Here is a 13506-nt window from a genome sequence, read left to right on the forward strand (position 1 = left end):
CGCTCACCTCCTGCGCGCCAGGACGCACTGCTCGGCCAGTCGGCTCAGCGTGTCGTTGAGCCGGTCGATGTCCTCGTCGGAGTTGAGCGCCGTGACCTGGATCCGGAAACCGACCCGGTCGCGCGGGACGAGGGGATAGGCCGCGAGGGTCACGTAGATGCCGCGCTCCCACAGGAACCGGGCGACCGCGTCCAGGTCGGCCGCGTCGGCGAGCGGGATCTCCACGATCGGGAACTCGCGGACACTGGGCGTGTCCAGGCCGAGGCCGCGCACGTGCCGGAGGACCCGCACGGTCTTGGCGTACAGGTCGGCACGGATCGCGTCCCCACGGCGGTCGTTGACCGCCAGCCCGGCCAGCGCCGTGGCCAGGGACGCCGTCGGCGAGGGACCGGAATAGAGATACGGACCGGCGGCGGTCTTCAGGTGGTCCTTCAGCACGGAGGGCAGGGCGAGGAAGGCCAGCAGCGACGAGTACGCCTTGGAGAAGCCGCCGACGAGGACGATGCCGTCGTAGGTCTCGCCCGTGTGCCGGACGACGCTGTTGCCGCGCGATCCGTACGGGCAGGGCTCCGCTGCCGTCCGCTCCCCGATGACACCGAAACCGTGGGTGTCGTCCACGTACAGCGTCGCGCCCCGGTCCCGGCAGATCGCGGCCAGTACCGGAAGATCGGGAATGTTCCCGCTCATGCTGTCGACACCGTCCAGGCAGACCAGCCGCGGCCCGTCGTACGGAAGGGCCCGCATCAGGGCGTCCAGTTCGTCGGGCCGGTCGGCGCGGAAGCGCTGCAGTCGTGCGCCCTGACCCCGGGCCGACACACAGCCGTCGTACACCGTTTTGTGCGCCCTGGCCTCGACGAAGACGTGGCCCGCACCGGCGAGGACCGGGATCACCGAGGCGTGGATGAGGGTGGCGGTGGGCAGCAGCAGCGTGTCCGGTGCGCCTAGCAGTGCGGCGAGCCGCTCCTCGATGTCCGCGTAGAGCCGCGGGCTGCCCAGCAGCCGCGACCAGCTGGGGTGCGTCCCCCATCGCCGTACGGCCGGTTCGATCTCGTCGATGATCTCGGGGTCCCAGTCGAAGCCCAGGTAGTTGCAGGACGCGAAGTCGATCAGCCAGTGGCCGCCGCTGCGGATGTGCCGGCCGCGCACCTCGTCCAGCACGGCGTCGCTCATGGGGCTGGTCCGCCGCAGGTGGTCGAGGTCGGCCAACCGTGGGGCACGCCGTTCTCGCGGGAGTTCGACGTCGGCGTCGATCGTGCGCATGGTTGCTCCCTCGCGTTCACACTTGCGGAGACGGCCGGACACCGCCGCGCTGCTGCAGGACCGCCCCTGACTGCTCCACCGTCATCGGCCGGGCGAACAGATACCCCTGCCCGTACCCGCAGCCGATGTCCGCCAGCAGCTCCCACTGCTCCTGCGTCTCTATGCCCTCGGCGATCACCTGAAGTCCGAGTGTGTCGGCGAGGTGGATGATGCCCTCGACGAGGGCCACCTGTCGGGGGTCCTGCGGGATGTCGTCGATGAACGTCTTGTCGATCTTGAGTACGTCGATGGGGAAGTCCCGGAGATAGCGCAGCGAGGAGTATCCGGTGCCGAAGTCGTCCACCGCGATGCGCACGCCGAGGTCCTTCAGCTCCCGGATGAGCGTGTCGATCTGCTCGGTGCGCTGCATGAGCACCGACTCGGTGAGCTCCAGCTGCAGCGTGCCCCGGCACAGAGCGGCGGTGTCCAGGGCCCTGCACACCTCGTTCAGGAAACCCGTGTCCCGCCACTGCCGCGCGGAGACATTGACGCTGAGGTACGGCGGTCTGGTCCGCCGGGCGCTGTGCTGCAGCCGGGCGATGTCGGCCGTGGCGTGGTGCAGCACCCAGGTGCCCAGCGCCGAGATGTGGCCGGTCTCCTCGGCGAGCGGGATGAACTGTCCCGGTGGCACCGGCTCGTTTCCGAGGCTCGGCCAGCGGGCCAGTGCCTCGAAGCCCACGACGTCGCCCGTGGTGATGTCCACGACCGGCTGGTAGCACAGGGTGAACTCCTCGTCGGCGATCGCCCTGTTGAGGCGCGCCTGGAGGTCGTGGCGTTCCATCACGCGGGCGCGCTGCTGCGGCTGGAAGCGGCGCCACTGGCGCTTCCCGGAGGCCTTGGCCGCGTACAGGGCCAGATCGGCGAGGGCCAGCAGTTCCTCGGCGTTCGGGCTGTCCCTGGCCGTGGCCACCCCCACGCTGGCGGAGATGCTCACCGACTCGTCGGCCAGCTGGAACGGCCGGTTGAGCGTCTGGATCACCTGCGCGGCCAGGAGTTCGGCGTCGAGGGGCTGTTTCGCGTCCTCCATCAGCACCGCGAACTCGTCGCCGCCGAGCCGGGCCGCGGTGTCGGTACGGCGCAGCGTCCCCGACAGCCGCTCTCCCACGGCGCGCAGCAGCCGGTCCCCGACCGAGTGGCCGAGCGTGTCGTTGACGATCTTGAAGTCGTCCAGGTCGATGAAGAGCAGACAGATGATCGCCGATTCCCGGCGGCTGCGCAGGAGTGCGCGCTCCGTCCGCTCCAGCAGCAGGGCGCGGTTGGGCAGACCGGTCAGCGAGTCGTGGAAGGCCCGCTCGGTGAGCTCATGCTCCAGTTGACGCTGCTCGGTGACATCCCGCAGCGTCACGACCAGACCGCCCACGGTCTGGTCCTGACGCAGGTCACGGCAGCGCGCCTCCACCTCGATGCGGCGCGTCCCCCGCACCAACCACCAGTGGTCGTGCGCCTCCTGGCGCCCGCTGCTGAGCAGGGTCGTCAGAGTCCGGACCACCCGGTCCCGTTCCCGCCGATCGAGCAGTTCCGGCAGTTGTCTCCCGGTCAGCTCGACGCCGCTGCCGAACACGGCCTGAGCGGACGGAGTGGCGTAGCGGACGGTTGTGTCGTCGTTGACGATGAGGATGACGTCCGTGGCGTTGTGCACCAGGGTGCGGAAATACGCCTCGCTCTCACTGCGGATGATCTCCCGGCGCAGCGCGATGCGCTCCGCCGCCAGCCCCGCGTGCGAGGCCAGAATCTCCAGCGAGTCGCGCATCTCGGCCAGCTGCCGCTCCGGGCCGGCCGCCAGCAGTGCGCCCCGAAGCTCGCCGCCGCCCGGACGGTCGGGCTGGATCATGGGGCAGACCAGGGCTGTTGCCGCATCCCCGAGCTCGACGGCGACCTCCGGCCCGAACACGGCGACGGGAAGCACGAGGGTGCGGTGGCGGGCGGGATCGGCCGGGCCGCTCCGTGAGGGCTCGGCACGATCCGTGACCCATCGGCCGCCGATCGGGACGGTGCACCGGGCAAGGCGCCGGTACAGCTTCTGTGAGTCCTGGGGTGACAGGAGCACGGTCACGTGCGGGTCCTTCGGCCCGAACAGCGTGGCGACCGCGGTGTCGCAGGCCCGGGCGACCTCCTCCGGCCAGAACGCGGCCACCAGTGAGGCGGCCGCGGTGCGCAGCGCCTGCTCCCGCGCCACGGCCTTGCGGTGCGCCACGACCATCACCGCGAGCCGCAGGATCACCAGCAGGAACAGCACACCGGAGAAGGCGCCCAGGACCGCCGCGTCGCGCACGTGGCCCGCGAGTTCCTCGTACACCAGGATCGTGGGCGGGATCAGCGTGGCCGCCGTGAGCAGCAGAAGCCGGCGCCAGGGTGGCAGCAGGGACTGCGGCTGGGACTCCGACGCGGTCAGCTCCGCCATCGAGGGGTGCAGCGCCGCCAGTCCCCACGCCGTGTAGAAGACGATCCAGCCCGAGTCCAGCAGCGTGCCGGTCTGCCATGTGCTGTTGAGCTGGAGGATTCCGTAGGCGATGTCGAAGCAGAGCAGCGTGAGCGTGCCCAGCACGAGAAGTTGGACGGCGTGGTTGGGGCCGGACCCGGGGCTGGGGGTGAGGAGCCGCGCGAGGAGCGCCAGCACCAGGATGTCCCCGAGCGGGTAGGCGATGCTGATCGCGCGCTGCTCCCAGGTGAGGCCCTCCAGCCGGGCGAGCGGCTGAACCAGTGAGACCCAGACCGGCAGGGCGAGCCCCGCTGTGATGATCAGCGCGTCCAGCAGGCTCGGCAGGTCATGGCCCACCCAGCGGTACCGCACCAGACCGAACAGGCCCGCGGCGAACAGGGGATACACGGCGAGGTAGCAGGCGTCCGCCGGGGACGGGAACGGATTGGACGCGGCGAAGTACGCCTCCTGCACGTTGTAGTACGTGTCGCCCGCGGCGAAGGCCAGCAGCCCGGCGGCGAGCACCCACCACGGCCAGCGGTGCGCGGGCCGGTGGATGTGCACGCCGGTGAGGACGGCGGCGGCACCCGCGAGCCCGATGACGGCCCACAGCGGCGTGCGCAGGGCCGGGATGGTCATGTACAGGCCGGTGATAACCCCGACCAGCGCGATGTGGGCGACCATCAGCCGCTGGGCCAGCAGCACGGGCAAGCGCCTCCCCGAATCGGAGGGGACCGGGCTGCGCGAGAGGCGCCAACGTGGGCCTCCTGTAACGATCGTAGGCACGGCGGGTGCCCTGCTGCACCTCGTCGCCCGGCCCGGGGAGCGGGGCAGGAGGTGGCCCAGCGGCGACCGTGTCCAGCGCCGATGAAGGCCCGCCCCACGGACCCTGCGGACAGCCGAGTGCCACACCACGGCGCTACTCTTCCGGTCCCGGTCGCCAGTCCGAGCCGGCGTAGCCGTGCGGGTTGAGCCGCTGGAAGCGCCAGGCGTCCCGGCACAGGTCGGTGAGATCCCGGGTGGGGCGCCAGCCCCAGGCCCGCGTCACCGCGGTCGGGTCGGCGACGAGTTCGGCGACGTCTCCAGGGCGGCGGGGCCCGGCGTCATAAGGGATGGGCCTGTCGGACTCCCTGGAGAACGCGGCGACGACGTCGAGGACGGAGCTGCCCTCTCCGACACCCAGGTTGTACACGTGGATGCCCGAGCTGTCGCCGAGGTGGTCGAGCGCGACGCGGTGCGCCTCGACGGCGTCCATGACATGGAGATAGTCGCGGACCGCGGTTCCGTCGCGGGTCGGGTAGTCGTTGCCGAAGACCTCGAGCCGCTTGCGCCGGCCGTCGGCCACCTGGGCGAGCTGCTGCATCAGGTGGCCGGGCGTGACGCGGGGATCCTGGCCGAGCAGTCCGCTGGGGTGGGCCCCGGCCGGAGTGGAGTACCGCAGGCACAGCACGCTGTACTCGGGGCGGCGGCGGCAGACGTCGGAGAGGATCTGCTCGCAGATCCACTTCGAGGCCGCGTACGGGTTGGTGGGCCGGGCCGGGGTGGTCTCGTCGAGCGGCCCGTGCCCGGCGTCGCCGTAGACCGCGTAGGACGACGGGTACACGAGCCGGTGCACCCCGTGCTCGTGCATGGCTCCCAGCAGAGCGGTCGTCCCGCCGACGTTGTTGTCGTAGTACTCGACGGGCATCCGTGTCGACCTGCCCGCGGCCTTGTGCGCGGCAAAGTGCACAACGGCGTCCACGGAATGTCGGTCGAAGACGGCCGACAGGGCGTGTCGATCACGGATGTCCAACTCGTAGACGGCACCGACGAAGCGGCCGGCGATCCGTTCCATGCGGGAGAAGACCTGCGAAGTGCTGTTGGAGTAGTCGTCGACCACGATCACCTCATAGCCATGGTCGAGGAGTTCCACACAGGCATGACTGCCGATGAAGCCGGCCCCGCCTGTGACCAGGACGGTCGACGGCTTCCACGGAGCTTCACTTCCCTCGGCTGCTCTGCTCGCCATGGCAGGACACTCCTGCTGACAGCACCGACATGCGCCGTATGTTTACGGCGTATATGTACAACTTTGCTCCATCGGTTCAGGGGAGTCAAGGCCGTCGGACGCCCGCGAGGCTTGACTTGGAGAGCGCTTCAAGCTGAAGACTCCTGGCACGTGCCCCGAACGCGGGCGCGAACGGGAGGGAGCGCCATGAAGTACCGCACCATCGGCACCGACCCGAACACCCGCCGCGAGGTCAGCGTCCTCGCGCTCGGCGCGATGCTGTTCGGCTCACGGACCGACGAGGAGACCTCCTTCGCAGTGCTCGACCGCTATGTCGAGGCCGGCGGGACCTTCATCGACACGTCCGACAACTACGCCTTCTGGATCGACGGCGGCCAGGGCGGGCAGAGCGAGGAACTGCTCGGCCGGTGGCGGCGCAGCCGCGGCATCGGTGACGAGATCGTCATCGCCACCAAGCTCGGAGCCCGCCCGCTGGCCCCCGGCACGAGCTACGTCGACAACGCCGAGGGCCTGTCGGCGAAGGTGATCCGCGAGTCCGCCGAGCGCAGCCGCGACCGACTCGGCGTGGCGAAGCTGGATCTGCTCTACGCGCACATCGAGGACCAGCGGGTTCCGTTGCAGGAGACCGTCGAGGGGTTCGCCGAGCTGGTCGCCGAAGGCACCGTCGGTCTCCTCGGGGTCAGCAACCACGCGATCTGGCGCGTCGAGCGGGCCCGTGCCCTCGCCGCCGCGGTCGGCCTGTCCGGCTACGAGGTGCTCCAGTACGCCCACAGCCACCTGCGACCCCGCATCGACGTACCCGAGGGACTGTTCCCGGACGGCAGCCTCGGTCACGCGGGCCCCGAGCTGTTGAGCTACCTGCGGGCCGAGCCCGGCCTCACTCTGGTCGCCTACTCGCCGCTGCTGAAGGGCGCCTACGCCCACCCGGACCGGCTTCCCGCGGACTTCGACCATCCGGGCACTCAAGCCCGTCTGCAGGTGCTGCGCGAGGTCGCCCGGGAGACGGGCGCGACCGTCAACCAGGTCGTCCTCGCCTGGCAGATCGATGCCGAGCTGCCGATCGTCCCGCTGGTCGGTGCGTCGTCGGTGGCCCAGTTGGAGGAGAGCCTGGCCGCCGTGGACCTGGAGTTGACCTCGGAGCAGCGGGCCCGACTCGACGCGGCCCACTGACCGCTCCGGTACGTGCCCCAGCAGCCGGCCGCAGATGTCAGGAGCTACGTACCGTGCCGTCGGTGCCTAGCTCCCGGCGGTGTCCACGAAGCGGTCGAGCAGCGCGTCCAGGCCGATGGCCAGGTCCTCCGGTCCGCCCCGCTCGGCGAGGGCGGGGGTGGTCTCCCGGAGTTCGGGCAGTTCCTGGGGCGGCATCCGGTGCAGGCCCAGGCGGAACGCCGGTTCAGGTTCGTCGGGATTGTCCACCATCGGTCGCAGCTCCACAGAGATGTAGCCGAGCAGCCATGCGGTGAAGGCCCGGAAGGCGGCGGCCGTTGCGGCGTCGTCGAGCCCGGACGCCCTCAACAGGACGAGTACCCGCTCGTGGTCCTTCAGTACGGCGAGCGGGCGACGGGCGAGCGGAACCGCCAGCATGCGCGTGGTGAGCAGGGGGACCACCTGAGGGTGTGCGAGACACACCTCGTACGTGGCCCGTGCGATGCGGTGGAGTTCGCTGCGCCAGGAGGGTGCCTCGGCCGCCGCGCTCGTCTCGGCGGCCAGGCGCTCCTCCAGCTCCAGGTACAGCGCCTCGACGAGGCCGTCCAGGAGGGCGTCCTTGCCGGCCGCGTACCGGTACAGGGCCATCGCCTCGACGCCCAGCTCGGCGCCCAGACGGCGCATGCTCAGTGCCGAGAGTCCTTCGCGGTCCACGAGTTCCAGGGCGGCTGCCAGTGTGAGCTCCCGGTTGAGCCTGCCGTAGCGGCCGCGGTCGCTTGCGCGCCGGGCAGGACCGGCTCCACCGCCCTCGTCGTTCTTTCGTGCCGTGGTCCGCTCCTTCGCCACGCTCTGCCTCCCGACTGTGGTTCGGGCGATGCCCGCCCGTGTTGACTCTATGCCTCTTTGGGCGGAGAGTGTATGTATACGATGTAAATGTACGCCTCTCGGGGGGGCGTGCATCACGCGATCGTCGTCTCCCCGGGGGACGGGCGAGTCGAGATCGGAGAGCATGTACTGGCATGCCCTCGGCCGAGCGCAGTTCTGACGGCTGCTGTCTTTCGGCGAACGGAGGTCGTTTGTCGTGCTGTTCCGCAGGGCCCTCGCCGGATTGGGCGCCGCAACCCTGATCGCCACAGGGCTCACGTACGGCCTGGGCGGCAGCTCGGCTGCTGTGGTCACCGTCCCGATCACGGTCGACGAGTGTCTGGATCGCCCTGCTTCGGCGGTCACCGATGTGAGCGGTGAGCAGGGCGTCGCATCGGTGGGTTCCGACACCGGCCCGCAGTCGGGGCGGACGTGGGATCTGAGGGATGCCACCTGGCATGGTGCGGCACCGGACGGCGGTACGCCCGACTCGACCCGGTACCCGTTCAGGCTGGACGACACCGGCACCGGCGAGGTGTGTGTCATCGGTGGGCACATGATCGGCAACATTCCCCGCGAGTTCTCCCGGGACGAGTTCTACCGCGCCGACACGCCGTACCCCGGCACCACCGACCCGCAGGAGTGGGACAACGAAGGTTTCCGGTGGGACATGGATGAACCGTCCGATTGGGTGTACCAGTACGGCGGCTACATGGAGAACGTGTCCGACGCGCTCGACCCCAACTCGACCAGCGCCGGGTCCACCTCGTACTACGAGCGGATGCACCTCGTGGACATCCGGGACGACTGCGTCGAGAACGAAGGTCCCCGGTTCACCCACCACAACATCGTGATCCGCGACTCGCTGCTCGACGGCTGCCACTCCGGGTTCAGCGCCCGCCAGTCCGGTGAGTCCCAGGTGGTCACCCCCGATGGCCCGTCCGCGTTGACGGTCGAGGATTCACTGGTCTACATCAAGCCGAACGAACTCGGGCCGATGTACTGCGCCGAGGGGCCGGGGCCGTGCGCCACCATCGCCACACCGCCGGCGGCCGGTGTCGACCACATGGGTAACCACTCTCTGTTCAAGTTCGGCCCCAACGGCCCCGGCTCCGTCACTCTCCGGAACGTGGTGGTGCGCATCGACATGCCCACCAACTGGTCGCTGTCGAACAACTACTGGCCGGAGACAGGCACCTACGAGAACGTGACGCTGGTGTGGACCGGGCAGGACACATACGGTGACTTCCCGTGGGGGCCCGCAGGGAAGCCCGCCGGGGTGACCGTCACCACCGATGCGGCCGTATGGGACGCCGCGAAGACGGCATGGCTGGCCGGCAGGCCACCTGCCCCGTCGCCGGCACCGACCCCCTCCCCGGCCCAGACCACTCCGACACCGGACCGCTACGAGAAGCGGGTGGCGGCCGACTCCGATGACGCCGAGGAGGACACCGCCACCGGATCGGTCGACGCCACCTCCTCGTCCGACCTGGAGATGGTGTACGACCGGTCGACACGCCAGACGGTCGGGTTGCGGTTCACCGGTGTCACCGTCCCTCAGGGGGCGACTGTTACGGCGGCGTGGCTGGGGTTCACGGCAAGAAGTACGGGATCCGGCACGTCCGGCCCGGTGGTGCGGGGGCAGGACGCGGACAGCCCGGCCACGTTCGCGTCGCGTGATCGGGACATCTCGGCACGGCCGCTGACAGACGCCCGAGTGTCGTGGGTTCCCGGCCCGTGGACCGCGGGCAAGACCTACCGGACACCCGACTTGGCCGCGGTGGTGCAGGAGATCGTCGACCGGCCCGGGTGGGTTCCCGGCAATCCCATGGTGTTCGTGGTGTCCGGGGCGCAGGGCACCCGCGCAGCGTGGTCCCGCGACGGCTCGCCTGCGCAGGCACCGCTGTTGCACGTCGAGTACAAGCCGTAGCCCGCTGCTGACGACTTCGGTCCCGGGCTGGTCGATCCGTCGGCCGAGCCCCCCTTGACCAGGCTCACATTATGGATAACCATGTCTATTTACAACGTAAACGTACAGCCCAATCTGTGAGAGGCCTCTGCGATGACCAGGCCGATGACAGTCAAGCGGGACGCGCCGCAGCGGCTGCGGCGCGGCATCCCCCGTACACCGCACGAGGTCTGCAGATGCCATGTGCCGGTGATCCCGTTCCTGGCCATGGACGCGCTCGCCGCGCTCGCGGCATCGGCGACCGTCCTGCTGCTCTTCGGCAGGTGGTTCGTCCCTGCCGTGTTGCCGGCCGTCTGGGTCCTCTCCCTCGCGGTGCAACGGGCCTACGAACAGCACTGCCTGCGTGCCGGGACGAATGAGTTCCGGCGGGTGCTGCGTGCCGCGGGACTGGTCGTCGTGGGAGCGAGCGTGGCCTGGTGGTTCGTGCCGGGAGCGGGCTTCCTGCACGACACGCTCTTCGCCCTGCCCATCACCGTGACGGCGAGCCTCCTGCTGCGTCAGGTCCGGCACGTACGCAGGCGTGCGGGATGGCACCTCGGGGAGAGCGTCGAGCGGGCGGTGGTGGTGGGACCGGCGCGTTCCGCCGGGAAGCTCATCGCCATGCTGCGGCGGAACGGAGCCTGTGAACTCGAGATCGTCGGGGTGTGCCTCACCGACCTCGGTGACCTCGGTAGCGTCGACGGCGTCATCCCCGACCGGGTGCCCACGTTCGGCGGCGTGGACGACACGGTCGAAGCGGTGCGGCGGAGCGGCTGCGACGCGGTCGTCGCCTTGCCGGGTCCCGAACTGGACACCGGTGAGCTGCGGAAGCTGTCGTGGGAACTCCAAGCGGACGGCGTGGAGCTCCTGCTCGCGCCGGTGCTGGCCGACGTGGCTGCCCCCCGCCTGGCCGTGACGCCGGTCGCCGGGCTGCCGCTGATGGAGCTACACGGGCCGACGCTCTCCCGGCTCCCGCGCATCCCCAAGGAGCTGACCGACCGGATGCTCGCGGCGGCCGGGCTCATCGTCCTCTCGCCTCTCATGCTGGCCATCGCCGTCCTCGTACGCCTCGACAGTGCCGGCCCGGCGCTGTTCAGGCATCGCCGGGTCGGGCTTCGTGGCCATGAGTTCACCCTGCTGAAGTTCCGCACCATGTACCAGGACGCCGAGCGGCGCAAGGCCGAACTCGCCGCTCTCAACCAGTACGGTGACGGCGGTCTCTTCAAGATCGTCGACGACCCCCGGGTCACCAGAGTGGGAGCGTTTCTGCGCCATTGGTCGTTGGACGAGCTTCCCCAGCTGCTCAACGTGGTGGCAGGCCAGATGTCGCTTGTGGGCCCGAGGCCACTGCCGCCGGACGAGTCCGTCGCCCTGCCCGAGGACATCAGACAACGCCGCTTGATGGTGAAGCCCGGGCTGAGCGGGCTGTGGCAGGTGAGCGGACGCTCCGAGCTTCCGATGGAGGAGCGGGTGCGCCTTGATCTGACCTACGTGGAGAACTGGTCGACCGCTTTGGATCTGCACATCCTCGCTCAGACGCCTGGCGCGGTCATCCGTGGGACCGGCGCCTACTGACGGACGTACATCCCACTTGACCTTGCGGGTCAAAGTCTCGGCCGGCCGGTCACGCCGACCGCCGATCGTGGGAGGAAGGAGACCGTCGTCATGCGAGCCGTAGTGACGGGAGCGGCTGGATTCATCGGATCCCACCTGTGTGAGCATCTGCTGGCGCAAGGGGACGAGGTCATCGGTATCGACAACTTCACCGATTTCTATGATTCCGCCCGGAAGGAGGACAATCTCGCGCCGCTGCTCGACCGTGAGTGGTTCACCTTCTGGCGCGACGACATTCTGGCGCTGCCGCTCGAGTCCGTGTTCGCCGGAGCCGACGTCGTCTACCACTTGGCCGGTCAGCCCGGGGTGCGACACTCCTGGGGCGCGGAGTTCGGGGTGTACCTCGAGCGGAACGTGCTCGTCACCCAGCGCGTCCTGGAGGCGGTCCGGCGGGTGCCGCCGTGCCGGATGGTCTACGCCTCCAGCTCCTCGGTCTACGGGGACGCCGAGGCGTATCCCACCGCGGAGACCCTGCCGCCGCGGCCCGTCTCCCCCTACGGCGTGACCAAGCTCGCCGCGGAGTATCTCTGCGAGACCTATCGCACGGCATTCGGCGTGTCGGCGGCGTCCTTGCGGCTCTTCACGGTGTACGGGCCGCGCCAGCGCCCCGACATGGCCTTCTCGCGCCTGGTCGAAGCCGCCTGCACGGATCGGGAGTTCTCGCTGTACGGAGACGGTGAGCAGAGCCGTGACTTCACCTATGTCGGCGACGTGGTGACCGCGATGCGACAGGTCGCGCACTCGTCATGGACAGGTGTCGCCAACGTCGGCGGCGGCGGCCGCGTCACGATGAACCAGGTGCTGGCGATCGTCGGCGAGTTGACCGGACCCGTCCGAGTGCGACACAGCCCCCGTCAGCCCGGCGACGCGCGGCACACCGCTGCTGACATCACGGTGGCGCGTGACGGGTTCGGCTACCGGCCGCGGACACACGTCCGTGAAGGGCTGGCGGCCATGGTCGAGGCCGGGCGGGAAGCATGGGCGGTGGCCCGATGAACGCCTGGACCGCGACCCCGGCACCGGTGGTGCCGCCGCGCACACTGCCACCCCAGCCGCTCCTGCCGCCGGTCAAGGTCCTGCATGTGATCACCCGGTTCTATGCGGGTGCCGGGGGCAACACACTGCTGACGGCCCTGGGGATGGATCCGGACCGTTATGAGGTGTGGGTGGCCGGCGTCCCGGGCGACGACCTGTGGGAACGAGCCGCTGCCGAAGGCGTGCACACCGTCCAGATACCGGGCTTCCGGGATTTCCTCACCCCGGGGGACGTCCTTGTCCTGTGGCGGCTGGTACGGCTGATCCGGCGCGAACGCTTCACGATCGTGCACACACACTCGGCCAAGGGCGGGTTCCTCGGGCGGCTGGCGGCGCGACTGTGCGGTACCCCGGTGGTGGTCCACACCTTCCACGCCATCAGCTTCCACGACCACATGTCCCCGTGGCGGCGGGCGCTGTATCGGTCCCTTGAGCGAATGACCAGCCATCTCGCCCATGCCTACCTCGCCGTGGCGCCGCGGCTGGCGCTGGAGGCCGTCCGTCAGCGCCTTGCGCCGCCCGGCCGCGTCGACGTGGTGCCCTCGGCGGTGGAACTGGCCGGCATCCCCGATGGATTCGACCCGGAGGCTCGTCGGACGCTGGGCGTCCCGAAGGACATCGCCCTCATCGGCACGGTGGGTCGGATCGTCCACCAGAAGGCACCGCTGGACTTCGTCCGCATGGCCGCGCTGGTTCATGCGCGATACCCGGACACCGCCTTTGTGATCGTGGGCGACGGTCAGCTCGCGGACGATGTCCGGCGGCTGGCCGCCGACCTGGGTGTCGACGTGCGCATCACCGGGTGGCGGCCCGACGCGGCCCGTCTGGCGGCCGGCCTGGACGTCTTCGTCATCACCTCGCTCTACGAAGGGCTGGGGCGGGCCCTCAGCGAGGCGCTGGCCGCTGCCCGACCGGTCGTCGCGACGGCCGTCAACGGCGTACCCGATCTCGTGGAGCCCGGCGCGACCGGTCTTCTGGTGGCGCCGTCCGATCCAGCCGGCCAGGCCCGGGCGGTCGGCTGGATGCTGGACCACCCTGATGAGGCCGCGGCGATGGGGAGCCAGGGCTGCGCGCGGGTGCGTACGGCCTTCAGCCAGGACGCCATGTGCGCGGCCATCGACGCCTGCTACTGCCGACTCCTGGCCCTGCCCGGTCGTACACGCTGACGGAGGT

The 13506-nt window shown here is 70.0% G+C and carries 9 protein-coding genes; 5 read left to right on the forward strand and 4 right to left on the reverse strand.

Annotated features, from left to right (window positions below; translation table 11 throughout):
• Positions 1–3: 3 nt before the first annotated feature.
• From ABD932_RS17335 to galE, 3 genes are all read right to left on the reverse strand, one after another.
• Entirely contained in the window at positions 4–1260 is a 1257-nt protein-coding gene (locus ABD932_RS17335; RefSeq protein WP_345013583.1) for an aminotransferase class I/II-fold pyridoxal phosphate-dependent enzyme, read from the reverse strand.
• 16 nt (positions 1261–1276) lie between these two features.
• Entirely contained in the window at positions 1277–4423 is a 3147-nt protein-coding gene (locus ABD932_RS17340; RefSeq protein WP_345014449.1) for an EAL domain-containing protein, read from the reverse strand.
• A 214-nt stretch (positions 4424–4637) separates the two neighbouring features.
• The gene (gene galE, locus ABD932_RS17345; protein ID WP_345013585.1) at positions 4638–5726 is read right to left on the reverse strand and encodes a UDP-glucose 4-epimerase GalE; all 1089 of its coding nucleotides are present in this window, start codon (positions 5724–5726) and stop codon (positions 4638–4640) included.
• A 186-nt stretch (positions 5727–5912) separates the two neighbouring features.
• On the opposite strand from galE, the gene ABD932_RS17350 reads away from it, so the two are divergent.
• On the forward strand, positions 5913–6896 hold the full coding sequence (locus ABD932_RS17350; RefSeq protein ID WP_345013587.1) for an aldo/keto reductase: 984 nt from the start codon (positions 5913–5915) through the stop codon (positions 6894–6896).
• A gap of 66 nt (positions 6897–6962) precedes the next feature.
• Here the strand turns inward: ABD932_RS17350 and ABD932_RS17355 are convergent, their stop codons facing one another.
• Positions 6963–7718, reverse strand: a complete 756-nt coding sequence (locus ABD932_RS17355; RefSeq protein WP_345013590.1) for a TetR/AcrR family transcriptional regulator — start codon at positions 7716–7718, stop codon at positions 6963–6965.
• A 235-nt stretch (positions 7719–7953) separates the two neighbouring features.
• Between ABD932_RS17355 and ABD932_RS17360 the strand changes: the two genes are divergently transcribed.
• From ABD932_RS17360 to ABD932_RS17375, 4 genes are all read left to right on the forward strand, one after another.
• Positions 7954–9666: a hypothetical protein gene (locus ABD932_RS17360; RefSeq protein WP_345013592.1), complete on the forward strand. Its 1713-nt coding sequence runs from the start codon at positions 7954–7956 to the stop codon at positions 9664–9666.
• 144 nt (positions 9667–9810) lie between these two features.
• A complete protein-coding gene (locus ABD932_RS17365; RefSeq protein WP_345013594.1) occupies positions 9811–11259 on the forward strand; it encodes a sugar transferase in 1449 nt (482 codons plus the stop codon).
• Positions 11260–11349: 90 nt separating this feature from the next.
• Positions 11350–12294 (forward strand): NAD-dependent epimerase/dehydratase family protein, encoded by a 945-nt coding sequence (locus ABD932_RS17370; protein ID WP_345013596.1) that lies wholly within the window; start codon positions 11350–11352, stop codon positions 12292–12294.
• A complete protein-coding gene (locus tag ABD932_RS17375) occupies positions 12291–13499 on the forward strand; it encodes a glycosyltransferase family 4 protein (RefSeq protein ID WP_345013598.1) in 1209 nt (402 codons plus the stop codon). Before ABD932_RS17370 ends, ABD932_RS17375 begins: the two co-directional genes overlap by 4 nt.
• The last annotated feature ends 7 nt before the right edge of the window (positions 13500–13506 follow it).

The organism is Streptomyces shaanxiensis (assembly GCF_039537145.1).
Lineage (GTDB): Bacteria > Actinomycetota > Actinomycetes > Streptomycetales > Streptomycetaceae > Streptomyces > Streptomyces shaanxiensis.